The sequence below is a fragment of the Mesorhizobium sp. M8A.F.Ca.ET.181.01.1.1 genome (assembly GCF_004792025.1).
In the GTDB taxonomy this organism is placed as follows: domain Bacteria; phylum Pseudomonadota; class Alphaproteobacteria; order Rhizobiales; family Rhizobiaceae; genus Mesorhizobium.
In genome coordinates this window covers 282,495-307,063 of sequence record NZ_SRTV01000001.1, presented here as the reverse complement: position 1 = coordinate 307,063, position 24,569 = coordinate 282,495, and the positions used below count along the sequence as shown (strand labels likewise).

20 protein-coding genes are annotated in these 24,569 nt (G+C 65.3%); 11 read left to right on the top strand and 9 right to left on the bottom strand.

The features are described from left to right. Nucleotide 1: 1 nt before the first annotated feature. From EN824_RS01500 to EN824_RS35815, 6 genes are all read right to left on the bottom strand, one after another. Nucleotides 2-289: a GIY-YIG nuclease family protein gene (locus EN824_RS01500; RefSeq protein WP_135865948.1), complete on the bottom strand. Its 288-nt coding sequence runs from the start codon at nucleotides 287-289 to the stop codon at nucleotides 2-4. Nucleotides 290-446: 157 nt separating this feature from the next. Then, nucleotides 447-2,945 carry a DNA ligase D gene (gene ligD / locus EN824_RS01495; protein WP_135865946.1) on the bottom strand — a complete coding sequence of 833 codons (2,499 nt, stop codon included), beginning with the start codon at nucleotides 2,943-2,945 and terminating at the stop codon, nucleotides 447-449. Between the two features lie 41 nt (nucleotides 2,946-2,986). Then, the gene (locus EN824_RS01490; protein WP_127278490.1) at nucleotides 2,987-3,211 is read right to left on the bottom strand and encodes a hypothetical protein; all 225 of its coding nucleotides are present in this window, start codon (nucleotides 3,209-3,211) and stop codon (nucleotides 2,987-2,989) included. A 109-nt stretch (nucleotides 3,212-3,320) separates the two neighbouring features. Further along, a complete protein-coding gene (locus EN824_RS01485) occupies nucleotides 3,321-4,544 on the bottom strand; it encodes a GNAT family N-acetyltransferase (protein ID WP_135931760.1) in 1,224 nt (407 codons plus the stop codon). Nucleotides 4,545-4,578: 34 nt separating this feature from the next. Further along, a complete protein-coding gene (locus EN824_RS01480; protein WP_135931759.1) occupies nucleotides 4,579-5,799 on the bottom strand; it encodes a GNAT family N-acetyltransferase in 1,221 nt (406 codons plus the stop codon). 9 nt (nucleotides 5,800-5,808) lie between these two features. Then, nucleotides 5,809-8,259, bottom strand: a complete 2,451-nt coding sequence (locus EN824_RS35815; protein WP_245520959.1) for a glycosyltransferase — start codon at nucleotides 8,257-8,259, stop codon at nucleotides 5,809-5,811. Between the two features lie 429 nt (nucleotides 8,260-8,688). Here EN824_RS35815 and EN824_RS01465 point away from each other — a divergent pair, with 429 nt between their 5' ends. Together EN824_RS01465 and EN824_RS01460 are read left to right on the top strand one after the other, a co-directional pair. Then, nucleotides 8,689-9,858 (top strand): DUF1972 domain-containing protein, encoded by a 1,170-nt coding sequence (locus tag EN824_RS01465; RefSeq protein ID WP_135931758.1) that lies wholly within the window; start codon nucleotides 8,689-8,691, stop codon nucleotides 9,856-9,858. Further along, nucleotides 9,855-11,123: a cellulase family glycosylhydrolase gene (locus EN824_RS01460; protein WP_135865937.1), complete on the top strand. Its 1,269-nt coding sequence runs from the start codon at nucleotides 9,855-9,857 to the stop codon at nucleotides 11,121-11,123. The genes EN824_RS01465 and EN824_RS01460 overlap by 4 nt, the downstream gene beginning before the upstream one ends. 203 nt (nucleotides 11,124-11,326) lie before the next feature. Here EN824_RS01460 and EN824_RS01455 read toward each other — a convergent pair whose 3' ends face one another. Both EN824_RS01455 and EN824_RS01450 read right to left on the bottom strand, forming a co-directional pair. Then, nucleotides 11,327-12,667: a VpsF family polysaccharide biosynthesis protein gene (locus EN824_RS01455; protein WP_135865935.1), complete on the bottom strand. Its 1,341-nt coding sequence runs from the start codon at nucleotides 12,665-12,667 to the stop codon at nucleotides 11,327-11,329. Between the two features lies 1 nt (nucleotide 12,668). Further along, a complete protein-coding gene (locus EN824_RS01450) occupies nucleotides 12,669-14,753 on the bottom strand; it encodes a Wzz/FepE/Etk N-terminal domain-containing protein (RefSeq protein ID WP_189343713.1) in 2,085 nt (694 codons plus the stop codon). A 333-nt stretch (nucleotides 14,754-15,086) separates the two neighbouring features. Here EN824_RS01450 and EN824_RS01445 point away from each other — a divergent pair, with 333 nt between their 5' ends. The 8 genes from EN824_RS01445 to EN824_RS01415 all read left to right on the top strand — a co-directional run bounded on the left by EN824_RS01445 (nucleotide 15,087) and on the right by EN824_RS01415 (nucleotide 22,278). Beyond that, the gene (locus tag EN824_RS01445; RefSeq protein WP_135931757.1) at nucleotides 15,087-16,610 is read left to right on the top strand and encodes a formyl transferase; all 1,524 of its coding nucleotides are present in this window, start codon (nucleotides 15,087-15,089) and stop codon (nucleotides 16,608-16,610) included. 99 nt (nucleotides 16,611-16,709) lie between these two features. Continuing rightward, nucleotides 16,710-17,918 (top strand): NAD(P)/FAD-dependent oxidoreductase, encoded by a 1,209-nt coding sequence (locus EN824_RS01440; RefSeq protein ID WP_189522109.1) that lies wholly within the window; start codon nucleotides 16,710-16,712, stop codon nucleotides 17,916-17,918. 210 nt (nucleotides 17,919-18,128) lie between these two features. Further along, the gene (locus EN824_RS01435) at nucleotides 18,129-18,332 is read left to right on the top strand and encodes a hypothetical protein (RefSeq protein WP_135931756.1); all 204 of its coding nucleotides are present in this window, start codon (nucleotides 18,129-18,131) and stop codon (nucleotides 18,330-18,332) included. A gap of 66 nt (nucleotides 18,333-18,398) precedes the next feature. Continuing rightward, nucleotides 18,399-18,593: a hypothetical protein gene (locus EN824_RS01430; protein ID WP_127870228.1), complete on the top strand. Its 195-nt coding sequence runs from the start codon at nucleotides 18,399-18,401 to the stop codon at nucleotides 18,591-18,593. Nucleotides 18,594-18,982: 389 nt separating this feature from the next. Further along, nucleotides 18,983-20,014 carry a hydroxyacid dehydrogenase gene (locus EN824_RS01425; protein WP_135931755.1) on the top strand — a complete coding sequence of 344 codons (1,032 nt, stop codon included), beginning with the start codon at nucleotides 18,983-18,985 and terminating at the stop codon, nucleotides 20,012-20,014. Between the two features lie 317 nt (nucleotides 20,015-20,331). Then, the gene (locus tag EN824_RS35060) at nucleotides 20,332-20,421 is read left to right on the top strand and encodes a putative RiPP precursor (RefSeq protein WP_189343711.1); all 90 of its coding nucleotides are present in this window, start codon (nucleotides 20,332-20,334) and stop codon (nucleotides 20,419-20,421) included. Between the two features lie 399 nt (nucleotides 20,422-20,820). After that, nucleotides 20,821-21,564: a helix-turn-helix transcriptional regulator gene (locus tag EN824_RS01420; protein ID WP_135931754.1), complete on the top strand. Its 744-nt coding sequence runs from the start codon at nucleotides 20,821-20,823 to the stop codon at nucleotides 21,562-21,564. A 48-nt stretch (nucleotides 21,565-21,612) separates the two neighbouring features. Then, nucleotides 21,613-22,278: a GntR family transcriptional regulator gene (locus EN824_RS01415; RefSeq protein ID WP_135865923.1), complete on the top strand. Its 666-nt coding sequence runs from the start codon at nucleotides 21,613-21,615 to the stop codon at nucleotides 22,276-22,278. Nucleotides 22,279-22,324: 46 nt separating this feature from the next. Here EN824_RS01415 and EN824_RS01410 read toward each other — a convergent pair whose 3' ends face one another. Further along, complete coding sequence (locus EN824_RS01410) at nucleotides 22,325-23,326, bottom strand: NADP-dependent oxidoreductase (RefSeq protein WP_135865920.1); 1,002 nt, start codon at nucleotides 23,324-23,326, stop codon at nucleotides 22,325-22,327. A 152-nt stretch (nucleotides 23,327-23,478) separates the two neighbouring features. Between EN824_RS01410 and EN824_RS01405 the strand changes: the two genes are divergently transcribed. Next, nucleotides 23,479-24,066, top strand: a complete 588-nt coding sequence (locus tag EN824_RS01405; protein ID WP_135865918.1) for a TetR/AcrR family transcriptional regulator — start codon at nucleotides 23,479-23,481, stop codon at nucleotides 24,064-24,066. The last annotated feature ends 503 nt before the right edge of the window (nucleotides 24,067-24,569 follow it).

Genomic DNA, 24,569 nt, shown 5'->3' with positions numbered 1-24,569 from the left:
CTCACCAACCCGTCCCGCGAAATAGCTCGAACCATTCCGGATTGGCCTTCTCGATCAATTCAACCTTCCATTGGCGTGGCCAGCGCTTCAACGATTTCTCGCGTTGGATGGCATCAGTAATGTCGAAGTGCTCCTCGTACCAGACTAGTCGTTGCACGCCGTATCGGCTTGTGAAACGTGAGCCTTTGCCTTCCTTGTGCTCAGGCATTCGGCGACCCAAGTCGTTGGTAACCCCTATGTAGATGGTGTCGCCTTTCTGGCTCGCGGTCATATAGACGTAGCCGGTCATACTGCGATATCACCTTGCGATATTGCCAATGAACACTCCGAACGGCTGTATCTTATGACTGATGTCACGGCATGGATCCTAGGGTCTGCGCGCGTCGCTTCGCTCCTTGCTTCGCCCTAGGATGACGAAGTGTAGGGATTGCGCCGACGCTTCCGGCTTACACATGGCCAAACACCGGCAAATCCCTCGCAAACTCATCGATATCCGCCCACGGATCGCCCGATGTCTCCAGCAACCCCGGCAGCGAGGCATAATTCAAATCCTGCGGTGCGTCGATCGCCTCCAGGTCGCTCCAGCTCACCGGCGTCGAGGCCGGCAGGTTGGTGCGCGCCCGCAGCGAGTATGGCGCCGCCGAGGTGTGGCCGCGCGCGTTGCGGTGATAGTCGATGAAGATGCGCCGCTTGCGGTTTTCCTTGCCCATGGTGGTGGTGAAGGTGTCGGGCGCGGTCGCCGCCAGATGCGTTGATATGGCGCTGGTTGCCTGGTGCAGCTTCTTCCAGTTCTGCTTGCCCGTCACCGGCACGGTGATGTGGATGCCGCTGCCGCCGGAGGTCTTGGCAAAGGGCACCAGCCCCAGCCCCTCCAGCTCGCTCTTGATGTGGACGGCGGCCTCGACCACCTCGCGCCAGGAAATCCCCTCGCCCGGATCGAGGTCGAAGACGATCTGGTCGGGCTTGTCGAGGCTGGTGCGGTGCGTGCCCCAGGTGTGGAATTCGACGACACCGAACTGCGCCAGCGCCAGATAGCCTTTCGCGCCCTCGACCGAGAGATAGGACTTGGTCTCTCCCTCGGAATTGGTCGCCTGGAACGTCACCACCGAAGGCGGCATGCCGGTGAAGGCGTGGCGCTGGAAGAAGCAGTCCTTGGGCAGGCCGGTCGGGCAGCGCACCAGCGACACCGGGCGGCCAAGGATGTGCGGCAGCATGAAATCGCCGACCAGCGCGTAATAGACGGCGATGTCGAGCTTGGTCGGGCCGGTCTTGCCGAACAGACGCCGCGTCGGATTGGTCACCCAGATGGTCGCCAGATCGGCCTCCGAGATCAGGCGCTTGCGCTTGGTCGACACCGGCGTCGACAGGCCGACATCCCTGAGGCCGCGAAACACGCCATGGCGCAGCGCATTGTCCGCCGTGCGGTTGGCATAGTGGACGCGCGCCGAGAACAACGGTTTCACCCAGTGCATCTCGCGCATGATTTCGCGCGGCACCCCTTCGGGCACCGAGGCGCCTGATGTCAGCGGCTCCAGCCGCGCCAGGAGATCGGCGGCCGTCGCGCGGTCGAAGCCGGTGCCGACCTTGCCGCGATAGTGCAATTCGCCATCCTCCCATTCGGCCATGCCAAGGGCTGCCAGCCCTTCCGCCGCGTCGGAGACGGTGTAGCCGGCAATGACGAAGTCTTCGCTCTTCAGCGCCTTGGTCTTGGTCCAGCTCTTGGTGCGGCCGCTCTGGTAGATGGCGGTCGCTCGTTTTGAGACGACGCCTTCCAGCCCCATATCCGAAGCTTGATCAAAAAGCCCCTGCCCCGAACCCTCGACATGGTCGGAAAACTGGATGGCGGAATTGGCGCCGAGCCCGCCAAGCAGTTCGGCCAGCAGCGCCTTGCGCCGGATGAGCGGCACTTTCATCAGGTCCCAGCCATCCAGATGCAGCAGATCGAAGGCATAGAAATGCAGCTTGCTGCCGGCGCCACTTGCCAGCGCGTCCTGCAGCAGCGCGAAGCGGGAAATGCCCTTGGCGTCGAGCACGACGATCTCGCCGTCGATGATCGCCTCGCGGCACGGCAGCTTGGCGAACGCACCGGCCAGGTCGCCATAGCGCTTCGTCCAGTCGATGCCGCCACGGGTGATCAACCGCACCTCCCCATTGGCGACATGCGCCATGGTGCGGTAGCCGTCGAATTTGATCTCGTGCAGCCACAGCTCGTTCGTATTCTCGGCAGGGCTTTCGCCGCCCGGCGGCTTCGGCACCTGGGTCGCCAGTTGCGGCTCGATACGGCTGAGCGCCGGCGCCTTGGCCGCGCCGGGCAGCTCGCCCGGCTTCAGCGAACCAGGCTTTGGCGCGGACTTCGCGACCGGCTTCGGCGGTGCCACCAACTCCTCGATGCGCAATCCGGATTTGACGCTGTCCGGCCGCGCTTCGAGAATGTCCAACGCCGTGTCGGCGGCGAGGTCGCGCTCCTTGAACAAGAGCCAGTTCTTCTTGTTCTCGTCCTCGCCGGGCTTGGGCTTCAGCCGGGTCAGCATCCAGCCGCCATTGAGCTTTTCGCCGGCCAGCCGGAACTTGAAGGCGCCGGTGCGCAGGCTTTTGTCGACATCGTCCATCGGCGCCCAGCTGCCGGTATCCCAGACGATCATCGGCCCGCCGCCATATTCGCCCTCGGGGATGACGCCCTCGAAATCGATATATTCGAGCGGATGGTCCTCGGTCTCCACCGCCAGTCTTTTGTCGGCCGGGTTGAGCGAAGGCCCACGCGGCACCGCCCAGCTTTTCAGGACATCGCCGACCTGCAGGCGCAGATCGTAATGATCCGCCGTGGCGTGGTGCTTGTGGACGACGAAGCGATTGCCGTCGCCGACGATCAGGCCGCCGGCGGGTTCGGGCGTCTTGGAGAATTCGCGCTTGGCGCGGTAGGTCTTGAGCTTGGGAGGGCTGGCCATCGGTCAGAGATCGAAGCGCGTGGCAACAGCAAACAAGCGTCTCAATCGTCAATCGCCGGCGTCAGCTCAAGCTCGGCCGGCGACAGCCCCTGCTGCAACTGGCTCAAGCGGAATTCGTCGACCCAATAGGCCTCGCCGTCGACCAGCACGCGCGCGCTGTAGGTGCCGCCCGAGAAACTCTGCGCAGTGATGTAGACCTTGTGGCGGTCGAGTGCCTTGCGCACCGCGGCGCGCTTGGAGTTCTGGCTGTTCACGGCAGTGGACATGCGCTTCGCCCTCGGTCGCCTGACACGGAACTCGGCCGCTCTTGGCCGCCCGGCGACTGGCCCCAAGGATGGCGGAGACGCGCGGCCCTGTCAATTTCGCGGGCGCCCTTCAGGTCTTCAACCGCCGCAAACGGCGCATCACGCCCTGCACGGCCTTGTAAAGCGGCGGGTTGGAGCGCACGAAAAGCTCGGTCTTGCCGCGCAGCCTGATATAGACGGTCGAACCCCTGCCCTTCAGCGTCATCGGCTCGCACAATTCGGCCAGCACCGAGCTCGCCGCGCCGATATGCTGCTTGTATCCCTGGCTGCCGACCGAAAGGTCGAAATAGCCGAGCCCTTGCCCCCGCCCCCATATCATCAGCTTGCCGATCGTGGTCAGGCCCGGCGAGACGTTGGGCACCGCCTCCTGGTCGATCCCGAGCAGCAGGGCGTGCAAGGTGCCCTTCATGACCAGCACGTAGATCACGGCGAGATAAGCTTGACCGACGCGCAGCCCGAACAGCCGCACCGAGCCGTCGGAAAGCCCCTGCAGGGCGGCATTGCGGTAGAACTCGACGATCGGCGCCTGCGTCAGGAGGTCGAAGCGGCCGAGCTCGCGAAAGCGGTTGAGCCTGAGGTCCAGCAGTGTGCCGAACTGCTCCTCGATCATGTCAGGCGTCTCGGCTTCGACCAGTGCGAGGCCGCCGAGCTGTTCGAAGCGGCGGCAGTGCTTGTAGAAATGCTTGGTGAAGGACTTTTTGCAGATACGCTTGATCAGCGTTTCCGGCTCGCCATCCATGACCAGGCCCGAGGCGATCTGGATGGAGTCGCGCGCCGCCGAAAGCAGCGCCAGCGGGTTGGCGACGCCGTGGATCTGGCGCGGGATTCCCGCCACGTGGATGCGGTCGGCCGGCGGCAGCACGGCGCGGACCGCGGCCCAGGCAGCGTCGGCGCTTTGCGTGGTCCAATGCCTGGCATCGGCCAGCAGCGGCGCCGAATAATCGCACACGCCGCAGCTCAGCCATTCGATCACATAGTGGCCGAGCGCCCGGCGCCGCATCAGCGGCAGCAGCATGACAGGCGCGCCCGTGGCGGCGTCGTTGACCTCGACGACGAGCAGATCGGCGCTTTTGGGCATCAGCCGGCCGGCGATTCCCTCCACCCAGGCAAGGCCCTGGTGACCGGTGCACAGGCCGGTTTCCTCGAGGCGTTGCCAGAGCTGCCTTATGGTGTCGAAGCTGGTGTGCAGCCGCGCCGTATAGTGCGCGCCGACGTCAATGCCGGCTCTGATCGGAGAAACTGGTTGTACCGGTGCATCCGCCGCCGCGGCCGGCTGCACTGCCAGGCTTGCCACATGCTTCTCCTATCCGTTCTGGCCCGCCCCGGCATCAACCACGCAAGCGCCGCAAACCCCGCATCGTTCCCTGGACCGCTTTGAGCAGCCTTGGGTTGGAGCGCACGAAAGCCTCGGCCCGCCTGCGGAACTCGATGGCGGCATTGGCCACACAGCCCCGCATCGTGAACCCATGCCGGAGTTCGACCAATACCGAACCCTTGGCGCCCATATGTTCCTTGTAGCTCTGGTTGCCGACGGACAGGTCGAAATACCCAAAGCCCTGTTCGCGCGCCCAGCCGATCAACCTGCCCATGATTGCAAGCCCCGGCGAGACGTTGGGCACGACGCCCTGGTCCATTGCTATCAGCAGAGCATGAACAGTCCCTTGATGAACCAGGAGATATTGAACCGCGATCAAAGCCTCGCCGACGAGCAGCCCGAAAAGCCGCACGGAACCGTCCGACAGGCCCTGAATGGCCGCGTTCCGGTAGAAATCGACGATCTTCTCCTGCGTCAGCAAATCGAAGCGGCCAAGCTCGCGAAAGCGGTCGAGCCGCATTCGCAGCAGTTCACCGAAGATGCGCTCGACCCCGGCCGGCGCGCCGGCCTCGACCAGCTCCACGCCGCCAAGCCGTTCGAGGCGACGCCAGTCCTTGCCGAATTCCTTGACGAAGGACGGCCTGCAAAGACGCTTGAGGACTGTTTGCGGGTCGCCGTCGATGGCGAGGCCGAAGGTGGTCTGCATGGAATCGCGCGTAGCCGGGAGCAAGGCCAGGGGATTGGCGACGCCGTGGATCTGTCGCGGAATTCCCACGATGTGGACGCGGTCCGACGGCGGCAGCGCCGAGCGCACCGCCGCCCACGCGGCCTGCGCGGATTGCCTGGTCCACGGGCTGGCATCGGCCAGCAGCGGCGCCGCATAGTCGCAGACGCCACAGCTCAACCATTCCACCACCCAATGGTGGAACGCCCTGCGCCGCATCAGCGGCAGAAGCATTCTGGGTTCTCCCGTCGCGGCGTCGCCCACCTCGACGATGAGGAGTTCCGCGTTCTCCGGCAGCAGCCGCGCGACGATCCCTTCCGCCCAGGCGAAATTCTGGTGGCCGGTGCAAACGCCCTGCGCCTGCAGGCGCAGCCAGAGCGGCCTGGCCGTCTCGAGGCTGGTGTGCAGTTTCGCCGTATAGGCGTCGTTCGCCGCGATGGCGGCCGGATGCGGGACCTGCCCGCCGGGCAGGTCGGTCACCGCGGCAATTTGCGCTGCCTGGCCTGACACGTCCCTCTCCTACCGTCTTACCGCGGCGAGCGAAACCGCCCGCCGCCACGAACCCAGCCGGCTGTCGCGCTGCTGGTCCGGATGTTCGATGTTCCACATGCGGTGGTGCACGAAATACCACGATGCCACGAGCACGAAGATCTCGGAGAGCGCGGAACCAGCCAGCGACCAGGGCGGAGACGCGACCGCCAGCAGGATCGCGATCAACGCCAGCCCGACGATGGCCCCGCCCAGGGTGATGAACGCGACGATGCGGAAGTCGCCCATGATCTCCAGCACGATGCGGGGCATGATGTAGAGCATGATGGGGATGAAATTCGCGATCACGAAAAGCCCGATGAACTCCACCGACGCATTCTGGAGAGCCTGCGATTTTATCATCGGCAGGACGAACAGGATGGCGCATCCATAGGCCACCGCGCCGAGCCCCATGACGAGGGCCCACAGCTTTGCCTGCGCCCAGACACGGCGCGTCTCGTTGTTGCGCATCAGCTTGGCGAGTTCCGGCTGCGTCATGTTCACGAAGGCAAGGCTGCTGATGCGCAGCGGCGCGAACAGCACGATCACCGCCGCCAGCGGCGCGTAGGCGGCCGGCCCGGCAATGCCGGCGACCAGCAGCGCCAGGCATTGGCCCTGGATGTTGGTGGTGGTGGCGCTGAATGCCGACCAGCAGAGCTGGGCCCAGAGCCTTGCATAGCGCCGCCGCGTCGGCATGCCGAAGCTGATGCGCATCGTGCGGCGCGCCAGCCGGACCAGGACGAAGATGCCGAACAGATTGGCCGCCGCGAGCGCGTAGAACACGGTCTGCAGCATGTCCCCGGCCATCCAGATCGCCAGGCCGGCCATGACGGTGCCGGCGATGGTGAAGGCGGCGTCGCTGATGGAGACGATCACCTGTTGGCGGCGCGCGAAGAAGGCCGTGCGCATGTGGCTGCGCAGCGACCATGCACCGACGAAGCAGCCGGCGGCAATTCCGCTGGGATCGCCCAAAAGACGCATCACCACCGCCGTGCCGACGGCCATCAGCAGCGCGACGACCAGCGCCGCCGTCCCGAAGGCCACGTCATAGGCGTTGACGCCGGCGCTGTTGGTGCTCTTGCCCATCCAGATCGAGGCAGGAACGGCGGTGAGCGACCTGATGTAGGACAGGCCGACGCCGCCCATCACCATGCCGATGGCGAACAGGCCATAGCCTTGCGCCGACAGCATGTGCAGCAGCGCGATGTTGAGGGCAAAGTGGAAGCCGCTCTGCATCGCCTCGCCGCCGATCATCAGCACCAGGCGCCGCACCAGATGGCCAGGCAGTTTCACGGCCGTGTCTCCACCTGGCGCGCGGTTGCCGATGGTTGCCTTCAGCTTGTCCGTGGCTATGGCCGTGATCGCCGCCGCGGCGACCGGCTCACTGAAGACCGCCTCGTAGCGCGCCCGCCCGGCGGCGACAAAGGAGCGCCAGGCCTCGGGCCGCAGGATGATTTCCTCGAGTTTGCCGGCGAGCGCGGCGGCATCGCCGGGCGAAACATGCCAGCCGGTTTCGCCGTCGGCGACCACCTCGACCAGCCCGCCGATCGCCGACACCAGCGGCGGCCGGCCATAGGCCATCGCTTCGATGGCGACGCGGCCGAGCGATTCGGGACGCCGCGACGGCACGGTGACGATATCGGCCCAGCGATAATGCTCGGACGGGTCGGGAATGAAGGGCAGCACGCTGACGCGTCCGCTGAGCCCCATGCCGTCGACCAGTTCGGCCAGCGCGCGCTCGCGCTCGACGCTTTCGAAGGCGCCGCCGACCAGCCGCACCTCGACCCTCGACCTGAGGTCCGCCGGCAGCGAGGCGATCGCCTCCAGAAGCACTTCCTGGCCCTTGATCCTGTTGATGCGGCCAAGCAGCAGCACCTTGAGCGGACGCTTGCCGTCATAGGTCATCGCTTCGGCCGCCGGCGGGCCGGCAACGCCGTTATAGACCACATGGGAGCGCGCGGATCGGGGCTCGCCGAACGCGGCGCGGGTGGCGCGCGAGTTGAAGATGAGATCGGCACGGCTCCAATGCATCAGGCCGACAAGGATCCTGCGCATGGCGCCTTCGGGAATTTCATGGATGTGCAGCACGGCCTTATCAGGCAGAAGGCGGGCGGCCAGCGCGTAGTCGGCCACGATCGAGGTGTTGACATAGGTGAGATCGCAATCCCTGAGCCGCCGCCAGGCCCTCAGCACCGCGACCGGCAGCCGCGCCATCTCGATGGTGGCAAGGCGCGCAATGGCCTGGCGCCTCAGCACCCAGAGCGGCTCGAAGACGATCCGGGTCGCATGCGGTTCGAGGATCTGCACGATCGGTCCGCCGCGCGGCAGGACCACTTCGATGTCGGCTGACGGAAACGCGGCGCGCAACGCGGCCACGCTCTCCGCGAAGCTGCGGTCGGAGCCATAGAGTTCATAGCCCTGATGGATGCAGGCAATCCGCATCTTCACATGCATCTTTCTGTCAGGGGTGGTGTACGATTCCGCCGCCTGACGGCATCAGCGACCGGAAACTTCAAGTCCAACCCCCTTTGGACTCCACTGGTTGCCATGAAACGGATGACATCCGGATCACCACACCAATGCTGCACGCCCTCCGCCGATTCTGGCGCGCAGAAGTCCACGAGCAAGGATCGTGCCGGGCCTGGTTTGACCGTCTTGCGGCCGCCAGGTCCCGGCAATGCCTCGTTTCGATACATACGCATGGAAGGTTGACCGATAGTGAAACAACCCCGGCGGCCTGAAGAAATATTTTACAACCCCGGTGCGATAATGAGCGAACCCCGACTCTGGTATGGATATCGCCAGGCAGCGGTTTCGGGATTGGAACAGCCTCGCATTGCGGAATCGAGCGGATTGAAAGCGCCAGTAGCCATGAGACCGGAAACGCCCACCATCCTGATCCTTGGGACGCGCGGCATTCCCGCGGCCCATGGCGGCTTTGAGACCTTCGCCGAGAAGCTGGCGCTGTTTCTTGTCGGGCGCGGCTGGAAGGTCGGCGTCTACTGCCAGGAGGAGGTCGAGCGGGTCGACCGGAGAGTGCGCGTCGACACCTGGAAAGGCATCGATCTGATCCATGTCCAGGTCGCCTCGAAGGGCCCGCGCGCGACGCTGGAATTCGACTGGCAATGCGTGCTCGACGCCGCCCGTCGGCCCGGCGTCTGCCTGGTGCTCGGCTATAATGGCGCTGTCTTCCTGACCTGGCTGAGGCTGATGCGGCGCAAGATCATCACCAACATGGACGGCATCGAGTGGCGCCGGCCCAAATGGGGTGTGGCGGCGCGCACATGGTTCTGGCTCAACGAGTGGATCGGCGCCTGGGCCTCGCACCGTCTGGTCGCCGACCATCCGGTGATCGCGGATCACCTGGCGACACGCCGGCCGCGCAGCGCCATAGCCACCATCACCTATGGCGCCGACCCGGTGACATCGGCGCCGGAGGCGCCGGTGCGCGCGCTCGGCCTCGAGCCGGGCAAATACCTGATCTCGATCGCGCGCATCGAGCCCGACAACAACATCCTGCCCATCGTCGAGGCCTTCTGCAGCCAGAAGCGCGACATGAAGCTGGTGGTTCTGGGCACGCTCTCCCCTGAAATTCCCTATCATGTCGCCGTCCGCGACGCAGCCAATGCCTCGGTGGTGCTGCCCGGCGCCATTTACGACCAGGCGGCGGTGAAGGCGCTGCGTTTTCACGCGCGCGCCTATCTGCATGGCCACACGGTCGGTGGCACCAACCCGTCGCTGGTCGAGGCGCTGGCGGCCGGCAACATGGTGATCGCGCACGACAACCCCTACAACAGATGGACCGCGGGCGCGGCCGCCATCTATTTCACCGATGCGCGCAGTTGCGCCGAGCGGATGCGGCAGGCGATGGAGGATGACGCCCTGGTCAGGGCCTGCGGCGCGGCCGCCAGGGCCCGCGCCAACGAAGTCTTCCGCTGGGACGATGTCCTGCTTGCCTATGAAACCGAAGCCTACCGGCTTCTGGGCGTGACCGCCGCCGGCGCCATGCCGGTCGATCGCCCCTCGCCCGGCGCCGTATGACGGGTTGGTCGCGACGGCGGCTGCTGAGGACCGCGCTGTCGACGGCGCTGGCGCCCGCCACGGCGGCGCTTTCTTTCGCGCCACCCGCTTTGGCCGCCACTGGCGAATGGCGCTTTCGCCGCGGCGTCAATGCCTGGCCCTGGTTCGCACTGACGCGCGAGTTTCCCGCGCCGCGCACCGACTATGCCTGGCCGCCCTTCCAGTCGCAGCGGCCGGTGCCGACACCGGACGACCTTCGCCGGCTGCGCCGGACCGGGCTCGATTTCATCCGCCTGCCGGTCGATCCCGGCCCCTTCCTCGCCGCCGACGCCGCCACGCGCGCGAAATTGATGGCGATGCTGGACGATGCCGTCGCGGCCGCCCTCGATGCCGACCTCGGCATCATCGTCAACGTGCAGGCCAACGGCGCCACCCATTACTGGAATCCCGACCGCATGGTCTCCAGCACCGCCGCCCCCGAATTCGCAGCCTATCGCGCGCTGGTCGGCACGCTTGCCGGCAGGCTGCAGCGCTTCGCACAGGGCATGGTGGCGCTGGAACCGGTCAACGAGCCGCCGCAATCCTGCTCTTCCAATGTCTGGTCGAACGTCCAGGCGGCCCTTTTGACGGCTGCCAGGGCATCGTCGTCGGCCTTGCCGCTGGTCGTCACCGGCGGCTGCGGCTCGATGGTGAGCGGGCTCGCCGCGCTCGACCCGGAACCGCTGGCGGCCTTCGAGCCGATCCTGTTCACCTTCCACTTCTACGAACCCTATCTGTTCAGCCACCAGGGCGCGCCCTGGATGCGCGAGCCCGTCTACCGCGCGCTGAACAACGTGCCATGGCCGGCTTCCGCCGGTTCGCTCGAACAGACGCTGGCCTCCGTCAGGGCGCGCATGGCTGATGACATCGACACCTCCGAAGCGGACAAGCAGGCCGCCTATGTCGAAACCGAACGCGTGCTGAAGGTCTATTTCGACGCCAGGCCCGACCGCTGGTTCATCGACAAATATATCGGCCAGGCGCGCGACTGGGCCGACAGCCACGGCATCGCGCCTGGCCGAGTCATCATGGGCGAATTCGGCGCGCTGCGCACCGACGCCCGATACGTCGCCGCCCCCAACCCCGACCGTGCCCGCTACATCGCCGATGTCAGGCAGAGCGCCGAGGCATCAGGCTTCCCCTGGGCCTTCTGGGACCTCTTCGACGGCATGGGCATGATGGACGACACGACGCGCGCGCTCGACCCGGCGATGGTGGATGCGCTGGGGTTGAGGATGGCGGGGTAGGTTGCCGTCCCACACGGGCAATCGTCGAGTTCCTTCACGCCCCCCTCTGTCCTTCCGGACATCTCCCCCACGAGGGGGGAGATCGGAGGCACGTCCGCCTTCGCCAATCGCCTATGCTGCAAGAGAGAGCCAGCGTAGAAGCCGCCAATCTCCCCCCTCGTGGGGGAGATGCCCGGCAGGGCAGAGGGGGGCGCCGTAGAGCGCTACCCTTGCAACCGTTGTACTCCTCGCCCCATCGCCCTTGCCGGCCGGTACAGCACCAGCGCGATTACCACGAACTTGGTCATCAGCGTCGTCTTGGACGCCAGGCTTTCGGAGGTGTTGAGCAGGATCAGCCAGCCCAGCATCGTCAGCCAGATGCCGGGATGGCAGCGGCGCGCCACTTCGTGCATGAACAGTACGAAGCCGAGAAACAACAGCAAGGTGAAGAAGGCGCCCTGATAGAGCACCAGGCGGATGATCGGGTTCTCGATGCCCTGTTCGAGGCCGTTGATACGGCGCAGGCTTTCGATGAGATCGATATCGGGCCCCACGATCAGGTCGCGCAGTTCGAAATGCTTGAACAGCTCGAACATTTCGACGCGGGCATTGGCGCTGCCGCTGTCCGACACGAAGCGTTCCAGCAGCGCGTCGAAGAAACCGTAGGAGAACAGCATGGCGAGCACGACCGGCAGCAGCGAGCAGAGCACGACCGCGAGGGCGGCACCCGGCAGGCTGATGCGTCCTCGCCGCAGATAGACGACGCCGCTGAAAAGCAGGTAGATGCCGCCGAGCGCGATCGTCGTCACCATCGCCGAGCGCCCGCCGAACACGACCAGCGCCGAGCATTGCAGGCCGACCAGCCCGAGCCGCATCGGCATGGACAGCGATCGCGAGCCCGAAAGCAGCGCCAGCACGTAGATCGCGGTGATCGTGGCGTTGGACAGCGGATGGCCCTGAAGCGCCGTCGAGCGCAGGTCGTTCATGAACACCTCGCCGTCGAGCCGGTAGGGAAAGACCAGCGTCTTGGTGGCGAACTCGAACAGCGCCAGCAGCGCGTTCGCGGTCATGACCGCGTGAACGACGGTCCGCATCCGGGCGAACGTCCTTTCGTCGTCCTCGGCCAGCATCATCACCAGCAGCGCCGGCGCCACGAAAGTGTCGATCATGCCGGCCATGCCGGGGCGCTGCCTGACGATGACAACGACCAGCAGCATGATCGACATGACGGCCAGCAGCGCGCTCGCCGGCCGCCTGTCGGCTATGGCCAGCGTGTAGCCGACCGGGTTGCCGAAGGTGCAGGCGCGCCAGGCAAACATCAGCACGAGCAGATAGGTCGAGGGATGGATCTTGGTCGCCGGATTGCCGGTCAGGCCGTCGTAATTGTAGCCCACCAGCCACAGCATGCCGCCCGAGATGCTGAATAGCAACGCGACAACCGCGACCAGGCCGTAGCCGGTCACCCAGTCGAGCGAGTTGCCGGCGGGGCGAGTGGCCGCGACTTGACCCTGGCCGGCCCAGCCGGCTGGGGTGGCGGACCGGGCGGCACCCCGCATGGCAGCCATGTCAGGCCGCCTCGTCGACCAGCAAGGCGCCGGTCGGCAACCGCCCCATGACGGAAATGGCCTGCGAAGCCGCCGTGACATCGCGCATCGGCGTCGCGTTGAGCGTGGCGACAAGCACGATCTCGTCGACCATGGCAACCAGCGGCGAGGCGTTGAGATTGTCGGCCAGCGCGCCGCCGTCGACGATGACGAGTTCGAAATTGCGGCTCGCCTGGGCCAGCATGTGCTGCGTGAAATAGACGCCCTGCGCCTCGGAGAAGGCAGCCTTTGGCCGGCCCTTGCCCAGCACCGCCACGTTGCTGCCGGGCGCGTACTGGCTCAGCGCCTCGAAGGCATATTCGCCGCGCAGCACGTCGAGCAGGCCGGGCTGCGGCTCCTTCTGGCCGCCGCCGGCACTGTTGGTGTCGATGAACAGGACACGGCTGCCCCTGGCGGCCGCCGCGTTGGCCAGCAGGCGCGCCACCCGGCCCCGCTGCGCGGCGTCCTCTGGCGCTGACGTCAGCAGGACGGATGGCACCAGCGGCCAGTCCGGCGGACGCCGGCTGGAAGAGAACAGGCGTCTCAGCGCCAGCCCGGCGACGGCGTCCATCTTCTGTCCGGCCGGCGTGGTGGTGCCGCCGAAAGGCCACCAGCCGCGGCGCGCCGATCTTGCCGGCAGCACGCCCACCACGGGCGCGTCGATGGCCGATTGCATCTGCGCGCTGGAAAGCACCGTCGGCGATGAATATTCCGCGATCAGAGCGAGGCCGGTACCCAGCCCCAGACCGCCGAAGAACGCGCCGAATACCAGCAGCAACAGCGGCGGCCAGCTCTTCTTCAGCGCCGGCATGGCGTCGGAGATGATGCGCGCATTGGTGCTGTCGACATTGACCTGCTCGCGCGTTTCCTGCGCCCGTTGCAGATAGGTTGCGTAAACGGAGCGCACCGCCTCGAGATCGCGCTGCAATTCGCGCAGCTTGACCGAGGCCTGGTCGGTGTCGAGCGACTTGCTCTTCATGCCCGCGACCTTGGCCTCCAGCGCCTGCTGGTTGGCCAGTGCCCGCTCATAGTCGGTTTCGGCGGCGGCGACGATGCGGCCGAGTTCGCGCGCGATGAGCTGGCGCGTGTCGCGTAGCTGCTGCTGGGCCGCCATCATCGAGGGATGGCGCGGCCCGAGTTCCGTGCCGAGTTGCGAGACCTGGTCGACAAGCGTCGCCTCCTGCGCCCGCAGGCTCGAAATCACCGCCGAGCGCATCGCCTCCGAGGTCGCGTCCGGTGCGCCGCCGGACCGGCGCAACTGGTCGACCTGCGCCTTCAGCGTCGCGGTGCGGCTTTGCGCGGCCGCGAGCTGCGTGTTGATCTCGGTCAGTTCCTGGTCGCTGACCAGATTGCCCGCGGCCATCACCATGTTGTTGGCGGACTTGTAGGCCTCGACCGCATTCTCGGCCCGCTGGACGCGCTTGCGCTGCTCTTCCAGCCGCGCGGTGATGGAGTCGGAAGCATCCGTGGCCATCTTGGCGCGCGCGCTCGCCTGGTCGGCGAGGTAGGCCTGCGCGATGGCATTGGCGAGCTTCGCCGCCTTGTCGGCGCTCTTGGCGGTGACGATCACGTCGAGGACCAGCACCTTGTCGGCCCGCTTGACCGCCAGCCGCCGGCGCAGCGCATCGAGTGTCTTGCCCGTCTTGTCGGTCTCGGCCGACCCCGAACCCAGCACGCCGCCGAGCAAATGGCTCAGCAATCCGCCCTGCCCGTTGAATTCGGGATCCTCGGTCAGGTTGGTTGCCGCAATAGCCCTGAGCAGCACGCCGCTCGACTGGACGACGGCAACCTGGCTTTCCACCATGGTGATGCCGCCATCGGGCGGAACCCGGCTCGGATTGACGTCGTTGGTGACCACCTGCAGGTCTTGCGGATCGACGATGATTTCCGCCACGGAGCTGTAGAGCGCCGGCGTGAACAGTCCGTAGAGCAGCGCCCCAAGGGTCAGCAGCGCGGCGGTGGCGAGGATCAGGAAGCGGCGGCGCACCAATATGCGCTTCAGGTCACCCAGCTCGACGCTCGAGGATGGATAGGACGCGGCCGGTGGTGGCTCCGGCGCATATTGCATCACCTCCGGAGCGTGTTGTTGCGGCAACGAGAGCAGGGATGATTGCAAAGGTCGCTCCGACAACACTCCGTGTGCCCCAAAAGATTAAATTGCGGCTTCAGCCTAGCTATTACTCCAACTGTTAAAACACTGTTAATTATGTTGGGAGCTCTTCTGATTTCTGGCACGGAGTTTGCGTAGCAAAGACACGGGCCGTGTTGACAGGGCGCAAGCGAGCGGGAAACGAATGGAAATGGAGCGCCACCTGTCTCCAGTCCGACCGTTGCCCATCTCTCGTGCCCGAAAATCGAACACCGGCCAGTTTACCGACCATCAGAACTCTAGGGGTGCGACATGCAGGTGAGCCTGCGCCTGGACAGCGACTGCCTCCGTGCATTTCACCTGCTGCTGCTGCGGCGCCTGGCGGCGCTCGCCAATGTCGAGGTCAGCGTCGACGCACGCCCGCGCGGAAGCGGCGTCCCAGGCAGCATAGCCGCGCTGTTCCAGCTCGAAACGGTCATCCATGGCTTGCCCGCCGACGGGTTGGCCAAGCGCCTGCCGCTGTCGGCGCTGGCACCATACCGCACGCAGCCGCCCGCCGCGCCGGACCTTGTGCTCGACCTGTGCGGCGACGCGCGGCAGGAGGCAACGCGCGTCTGGCGTGTGACCTATGACGGCGCCGCCGGCGAAGCCGCCCTTTTGGCGTCGATCCTCGATGGCCGGACGCCGCTGGCCCGCGTCGAGGAGAACGGCGCCGTCGTCGCCGAAGGGCGGCTCGGAACCGAATATGGCGGCATCGCGCTTGCCGCCTTCCAGGACATGCTGGCGCGCACCGCGAGCCTGATCCTGGCGGCGGTGACGGGGGCTGCACGCGGCGCCCTGCCCGTCCTGCCCGAGCCGGCGGACGACAGGCCCGCGCCGTCGCTGCCCTCGGCCGGCAAGCTCGGCGTCAGGGCGGGCAAGGCGCTGGCGCGGCGCATCGTCCAGAAGATCTACCATCTCTGCTACAACGCCCCGCACTGGAAGGTCGGCTGGCGCGAGACGGACGGACGGGACCTGTTCGATCTGCGCGCCCATCCGGCATCGGGCTGGCAAGAGCTGCCCGACGACGGCAGCCGCTTCTACGCCGATCCGTTCCCGATCCTTTACCAGGGACAGGTAACCCTGTTCGTCGAGGATTATATCCACCGTCTAGGCCGCGCCATCATCTCGGCGGTGCCGTTCGGCCCGTCGGGGCCGATCGGCCGCCCGGAGCCGGTGCTCGACCTGCCCTACCACCTGTCCTACCCCTTCGTCTTCGAGCGTGACGGCGAGGTCTGGATGGTGCCCGAAAGCTGCGCCAACCGCACGGTCGATCTCTACCGCGCCACCGCCTTCCCCGGTGGATGGGTGAAGGAGGCGACCCTGCTGTCCGATATCGTCGCCAGCGACGCCACCCTGGTCGAGCATGGCGGCATGTGGTGGCTGTTCGCCACCGTCCGGGACGGTGAAGGCACCGCGAGGGACGGTGGCGGCGCGTTCTCCGATGAACTGCATCTGTGGTCGGCGCCGGACTTTCGTGGCCCCTGGACCCCGCATCCCAAAAATCCGGTGCTGATCGACATCGCCTCGGCGCGGCCGGCCGGACGCATGGTGGAACGCGATGGCCAGTTGCTGCGCCCGGTGCAGGACTGCCGCAGGAGCTACGGCGGCGCCCTTGGCATCGCACGCGTCACTCACCTTGATTTGAACGGCATGGACCAGCTTGTCGAGACCATCTTAACTCCTGGCGCGCTATGGAGTGGACGCAAGCTGCACACGCTCAACGAGGCGGGCGGCCTGGAATTCATCGATGGCTCGGCGATCGCGCCGCGCTGGAAACAGAAGAGGCGGCCGTAGTTAACCTAAACGTTTGTTGCTACCAGCCACCCGCGCTGGTTGCTTGAGGTTGATCAGGGTCCGGAAGATATATTCCACCACAGATTGTGGAGACAGAAGATGACGAGCATGAAGGGCAGCGAGATGACCACCGTCGAGGCTGTCCCGGCCGAAGTCGACGTGGCGATCGTTGGCGCCGGAATGGCGGGCACGACCCTGGCAATGGTTCTGGGAAAGTCCGGGCGCAAGGTAGCGCTGATCGACCCGCACCGCGTCCATCACGACGAGTTCAGGGCCGAGAAGATCGGCATGGATCAGATGCGGCTCTTCGCGAGGCTCGATCTCGAAGAGACGGTCATGCGCCACGTCACCTCGGTGACCGACGTCCACGTCTTTCGCCTGGGCCAGCTGTTCGCCCGCGAGCAGAAGTGGGAATACACATTTTCCTACGGCTCGATGATCAACGGCCTGCGCGACGCGCTGCCGCGCGAAGTGCCGATCACGGTCGGCAAGGTCGCCGAGGTCTCGACCGGGCCGGACCGGCAGCGCCTGGTGCTGGCCGACGGCAGGGTCATCAATTCCCGCCTGCTGGTGGTGGCCACCGGTTACAGCGAAGCGGTGCGGCGCGCCATCGGCGTCGAGCGCGTCGAGCTGTCGAAGGCGCATTCGCTCTCGATGGGCTTCGACCTCGCCATTCCGCGGGACGAATGCGCCTTCCCGGCCGTCACCTGCTACGGCAAGCGGGCGGCGGACCGCGTTGCCTATCTCACCGTTTTTCCGCTCGGCGACAAGATGCGGGCCAACATGTTCGTCTATCACACCGTGGCCGACCAATGGACGAGGGATTTCCGGTCCGATCCGCAGAAGATGCTTTGTGAGTTGATGCCCGAAATATCGGCGCAATGCGGCAACTTCGCTGTCGCGAGTCCCGTCGAGGTCCGGCAGGTCAATCTGACCACGACGCAGGGCCATCGCCGCGATGGGGTCGTCTTCATTGGCGACGCGTTCTGTACGACATGCCCGACACCCGGCGTCGGCATCGGGCGGGTCATGGTCGACGTCGAGCGCCTCTCCTCGGTCCACATCCCCGCCTGGCTCGAAACACCAGGCATGGCGGCCGACAAGATCGCCACCTTCTATGATGACCCGGTCAAGGTGGCCTCCGACGAGGCCGGCATGCGTGTGAGCGTCTACGCCAAGCAGATCACCACCGAAACCGGACTGGAATGGCGCGCGCGGCGCCTGCGCAACAACACGGCACGCCGGCTGATGATCATTGGCCGCAAGGTGCGCCATTTGGGATTGCGGCGCGAGCCGGGGCTGGCCTGAGGGGCTTCCCACCCTTCATCGCCATCGAAGGCACTTCCCTGGTGCTATCCGGGGGACAGCGCCTCTTCCGTCTTCCCTCCCCGCGAGAGGAGGAAGCGGAAGGGGAGCGCTTCTCCAGCACAACGATATAGCGCTGAAAAAAGCAGATCCAACGCCGTTCAGTCGGAACCAGCGGCGCGCCGACAGGTTATGCCCGCAGGAGATCCTGTCATGGTCAAGAGTATCGACCGCGCGTTGCAGGATGCTATTCTGGCGATGCGCATTCTTCGCAAATCCATCATTGATCATGGGCACATGGAAGCCATGGCCGAATTCGACGGCTTGATGAGCGTGACCATATCCGAGGCCGAGCGCGAACTGACCCGCTGGCAGGCCGGTCATCGCGCCGAGCGGTCAGGCCAGGCAAAATCCTGACGCGATCGCTCGCGGCCGGCATCCGGCGGAACCTTGCCGCACACGGTTGGTTTCAGGGAATGTGACATGCCGGCGGAGAACGAAGTGGCCCGATTGGTCGACAAGCAAAAGCTTGAGAGAGCGGATCGCGAGTCGCGGATTATCCTCGACGCCGAGCGGCAGGCCCGCGACGCAAAGACCGCCCGCCTTCGCAAGCAGCGGCTGTCCGCCGAGCCAAGCGAGGAGCAACAGAAGCCCGCACCGCCAAAGCGGCGCAGGTGACGGCGTGTTCTTGCCGCAAAAGCAAAAGGCGCGATCGACCGATCGCGCCTTTGTTTCGGCAGGCGAATGCCTTCAGGCTCGCCCGGCGGTTTCAGTCATTGCGGCGGCGGCAAATTTGAAGATCCAGCGAGCGCGGTGACGGCCGAAAGCCGTTCGCGCTTTTGCCAGGTTGGCTTCTCATATTTCTTCATTTGCTATTGCCCCTTTGTTGAATAGCGCAGAGAAGACCGGCTTCGCCGCGAATGTCAATTGCGTCAGGACGGCTGTCGCGATTTTGAGCGAAACGTTCCTGCACCGAGTAAATCGGTCTGCCGTGCTTTTAAATCCGCTGGTCCGGGATAGATTTAGGACCGAGAAAGCGCCACAAGCCGCTTCGGGAGGATCTTGCCATGTCAGACACCGCCTTGCCGCTGGTCATCAGCGCGCCCGAGCCGCGCACGCTCGAGCTGATCTTCACGCCGCCGCAGCTGGCGCGGCTCAGGGCGCATTACCGCATCGTCGAGACGACGCCGGACGGCGTGGCGCGACTGCCGGCGGGGGTGCTGGCCGAGGCCCGCTACATCGTCGGCCAGCCGCCGATCTCGCCGGACACGCTTGAAGCGATGCGGGCGCTACGCTGTGTCTTCAACGTCGAGAGCAATCTCCTCGACAACATGCCCTATGAAACGCTGTTTTCGCGCGGCATCCATGTCGTCACGACGGGCCTGGTTTTCGCCGAGCCGGTGGCGGAGCTGGGCCTGGCCATGGCGCTCAACCTTGCCCGCGGCATCGTCGACGCCGACCTCGCTTTCCGCCAGGGGCAGGAGCTGTGGGGCGGCGACGGCAACCGGACCGCGCGGCTGCTTTCGGGCGCCGATGTCGGCATCATCGGCTTCGGCGACCTCGGCCGCGCGCTCAACCGCCTGCTGTCGGGCTTCCGCACCCGCACCAAGGTGTTCGACCCCTGGCTGCCGCCATCGATCCTGAGGGAAAATGGCGTCGAGCCGGCTGCGCTGGACGAGGTGCTGTCGCAAAGCGACTTCGTCTTCGTCGTTGCCTCGGTGACCTCCGAAAACCAGGGATTTCTCGGCGCCGATGCTTTCGCCAGGATGCGCAAGGGCGCCGCCTTCATCCTGCTCAGCCGTGCCGGCGTCGTCGATTTCCCCGCCTTGATGGCTGCGGTGAAGAGCGGCCACATCCTTGCCGCCAGCGACGTCTTTCCCGAAGAGCCGCTGGCGGGCGACCATCCCGTGCGCACGCTCCCTGGCTTCCTGCGCTCCGCCCACCGCGCCGGCGCCCTCGACATCGCCTTCAAGCGCATGGGCGACATGGTGCTGGAAGACATGGACCTGATCGACCGCGGCCTGCCGCCGCTGCGCTCCAAACGCGCCGAGCGCGAGACGGTGTCGAGGATGCGCTCGAAGCCGTCCGACAGGAACTAGGCCCGGCCTATCCCCATGCCGGGACCGGCAGCCAGGCACGAGACAATCGCCGGGATTGTCGGCTTTCGCGTCTGTTATGCGTGATTTTGGCATCAGCAAGAGCTAAAACATCGACGATGCATGCTCCCTGCAGGTGAAACGTTTTGACTTCGCCCTTCCTTTTGCGTCAGATTCGACGGGCAAGCCTAGGCAAAGGGAACGAAAATGAAGAAAAGCTATGCCAAGCCGACACTTCTGAAGCGCCAGAAACTGTCCACGGTCACGGCGGTTTCCTGTCTTTCACCGTGCAAGGCCGCTTGAATCGAGGGGATAGGGCCATGAAGAAAACCTACGCCAAGCCGACGCTCTTGAAGCGCGAGAAACTGTCGGCGGTTACCGCGGGTATCTGCACCTCGATTTGTATCTGAATCGAAGGCCTGAAACCTGAGGGATATGCGAGGTCTCGCGTCCTGGCGCGAGACGACTTCGACGATCCGCAAGGCCCGAGAGCCGTTTCCCCTGAGTTGCCAGGCTGAGTTGCCAGGCTGAGTTGCCGGGCTGAGTTGCCGGGCCTCCTGTTGTGATGGAACGATCGCGCCGCCGGCAGGTTTTGCAAATGGCCGGGCGGTAAGAAGCCCGGCGTACTCCAGAAGGCCCGTCACGAGTCGCGTCGGTGGCGGGCCTTTCCATGTCGGCCCGCAAGCAGCGATTTTTGCAGCGACATTGGCCGAAGGTCCCCTTTCGCGCCCGAGCGATGTTGTGCGAGATTGGCGCAATATCAGCAATTGCTTGAATAATGGTCCGGACGTCTTCGGGGGGACGGTGTCGTGCCAATTCGCAGGAATCTTGCCACGAATCTCAAACGGCTGGTCAGCGGCCACGCGTCGGTGAGCGCCGTTTGCCGCGGATTGAACATGAACCGCTCGCAGTTCGAGCGCTACCTGCAAGGCAAGAGCTTGCCCAACAGGGCCACGGCGAGGCTGATCTGCGATTATTTCCGCGTCGACGAGGATGAATTGTACCGCGCGCCGGAAGCCGAGGCGCAGCGACATGTCCTTCTGGCGCCGATACATGAAACGCTTTACGCCAACATGGTGCGCGGCCCCTGCCCCGCCATCGCCGGCGGCACCTATTTCACCTACTTCGCGGTTCCCGAGCGCCCGGATCTGTTGATGCGGTCGGTCACCTTCGTGCGGCGCGAGGCGGAGTTGGTGACGTTCCGGCGCGTGACCCGGTGGGCCGAGGGCAATCGCCAAGGCGGCGCGCGCGCGCTCGGCTGGCACTATGGCGTGGCGATCTCACGCCTGAACTGGATCTATTTCACCGCCATCAACCGCCGCCAGACCGGCGAGCCGTCGATCATGGCCGTGCAATGGGCGCCCTTCTCCGAACCGGTCCTGGTCGGCCGGGCCTTCGTCCTGACGGGAGCGGGGCCGGCCTGTCTGCCCGTCATCATGCGCCAGGAAGTTGGCAAGATCAGCCTGCGGCAGGCGATGCGGATGTCCGGCGTCGTCAGCCTCGACGACCCGCGCCTCGACCCGCTTGTGGCCAGCCTCGCGCGCGAAGGCTAGAGTGGTCACGGCCAATGATGATTTGGCCGGGCCAACGAGAGAGTCGCGATGCTCAACACGGTCGACTATGGCGGCAAGGAAGCCGATATCGTCCACGCGCTGGAGGAAGACATCATCTTCGGCCGGCTGGCGCCCGGCACGCGCCTGGTCGAGGACGTGCTGCTCGCCCGTTTCCCGGTCTCGCGCCACACCATCCGCCAGGCCCTCTACCAGCTGGAAAGGCTCGGCGTCGCCACGCGCGAGCGCAACAAGGGCGCCATGGTGCGCCGGCTCGCGCCCGAGGAAGTGCGCCAGATCTACGAGGTACGCGAGATGCTGCAGCGCCAGGCCGCGCTGATGATCCGCCTGCCGGCGAGCGACGCGCTGATCGCGGAATTGACCGAGATCCACCACGTCTACAGCGGCCATGTCGACGCGGGCTACCTCAGGGGCATCCACGAGGCCAATGACCGTTTCCATCTCACCATGTTCTCGGCCTGCGGCAATGCCTATCTGGTGTCGTCGATCGAGCACTATATGCGCCTCAGCCTGCCGGTGCGGGCGAATTCCCTGGCCGACCGGGACAAGCTCGACATCTCGCGCCAGCACCATCTGATGATGATCGAGGCGCTGAAACGCAGCGACAATTGGGTCTTGGCGCAGCTCTGCGTTGACCACCTGCAGCCGAGCAAGGCGTTCTATCTCCAGGAGATCGAGACAGGGCCGGCGCTCTAGCCAACCGGGCATCGCCGCGAATTGGGTCGTGCGGCTCCCGACCGTCCTACCGGACCTTCACGACCACCTTGCCCTTGGCACGTCCCGTTTCGACATAGGCCAAGGCCTCGTTGGTCTGTTCGAACGCAAAGGTCCGGTCCATGACCGGGTGTATGATGCCGGCTTCGATGAGCGACGTGATCCGGCTCAGCTGGTCGCCCTGCGCCCACATGAACAGGAAGGAATAGTCGACACCGGCGCGTTTGGCCCCGCGGCGTATGCCGAGGCTGAGCAACCACAGCACCAGCTTCAGCGCGATATTCAGGCCTTGCTTGCTGGCGAACCCGGGATCCGGCGGACCGGAGATGGAAATCAGCTTCCCGCCCGGCTTCAACACGCGCAGCGATTTCTCGAGCGTCTTGGCATCCTGGCTGTTCACGACCACGTCATAGCCCTCCAGGACCTTCTCGAAATCGTCCCTGCGGTAGTCGACGACGACATCGGCGCCGAGACTTTTCACCAGGTCCATGCTCGCCGCGCTCGCCGTTGTCGCAACCGTCGCGCCGAGATGCTTCGCCAGTTGGATGGCAAACGTGCCAACCCCGCCGGAGCCAGCCTGGATGAAGACCTTCTGGTCTTTCCTCAGCCCTGCCCTTTCGACCAGCACTTGCCAGGCGGTCAGGCCGACCAGCGGAATGGAGGCCGCCTGCTCCATGCTGAGGTTTTTCGGCTTCAGGGCCACGTCGGCCTCATCCATGGCGATGAATTCGGCGAATGCCCCGATCCGGCCGTCGCGCGGCCGTGCATAGACTTCGTCGCCGGCTTTGAACTTGCGGACCTTCGATCCGGCCCGCACGACGATGCCGGCCACGTCGTGGCCCAGGATGAAGGGCGGCCGATAAGGCACTATAAGTTTGAACTCCCCGTCCCGGAGCTTGGAATCCAGAAGGTTCACGCCGGCGGCGTGGACCTCGACCAGCACATCATTGTCCCGCAGTTCGGGTTCCGGCATGTCGGCGAGCCGCAGCGCGCCCTTCTTCTGATATTTGTCGACGACAAAGGCTTTCATCGTATTGGCTCTCTCGCGATTGCGGTCTTGCCGCTATGCGTTTTCATTTTGATGCTCCAGAACCCGTCGGGGCTAGCTTTCTTCCGTCGATTGAATTATGTTCGTAATATCAGATTATGGTCATAATGCAATAGAGCATGGAAAGGAAGGACATGCGTTACGAAAAGGGCCGCAAGGACGCATCGCGCGGCCGGATCATGGAGGTCGCCACGCAACGGTTCCGGAGCGACGGCATCGCCGCCTCCGGACTGGCAAGCATCATGAGCGACGCCGGACTGACCAACGGCGCCTTCTATCCCCACTTTCCCTCCAAGGCGGCACTTGTTCGCGAATGCGTGGCGGCGGCGCTGGAGGGCCAGTCAGGCCAGATCGCCGGGGTGTTGGCCTCCGGCGGCCTGGAGACGGCCATAGATGCCTATCTGTCGGCGCAGCACCGCGACAATCCGGGCATGGGCTGCGCTTCCGCCGCCCTGTTGCCGGAAATCGCGCGGGAGCAGCCGGAAACGCGACAGCTCTACACCGAACGCCTGATGACTTTGGTGCGGCAGGTGTCGGCCGCTCTCCCGCCGCATGCAAGCGATCCGGAGGCTGTGGCATTCGGCATCTTGGCGACGCTCATCGGCGCGCTTCAACTGGCCCGCGCGGTGGAGGGCGCGGAGTTGTCGGATCGCATCCTGGCGGCCGGGGCGGATGCGGCCCGGTCACTGGCGCAGCCGCGCGGAGGCGACGCCGCGCAGTAGAGGATTGGACGGCCAACCTCCCGCTGGGCCAGGGCTGCCGGGCCGGAGCCGGCCGAGGCCAATGCAACCATGGCTGCAAAAACAGGCATGGAACGCTGAAACTTTCCGGCGGCCGTCCTCGTTGCTGCGCGATCGCCTCGCGGGCGATCAAGACCCTCCACTCAATGCCCCGCCGGCTCGCCGGCGGGGTTTTTTTCCGCCGCCGAACGGCCATGTCCGGGGCCTCCGGAACCATCCACCAATCGCGAAGTTGTCCAAGCGGCCGCAGGCCTGGCCGACTCCAGTGGCACGCCGCGATTGGCGGCGGAAGAAAGTTGGCTGATTCAAGCAATTTCCGGGGTTACGCTGGATTACCTTGGAATTTCGCAAAGCGTTCAAATTTTTCTGGAATATATTTTGACCTGTTTGGAGAATTTTCGCCTGAAAATCCGGAACTTCCGGGCAAAGTTTTTCGTTGAAAGCTTGATCGTTGCTTCGACGATCACAAAGCAACAGGGAAGGAC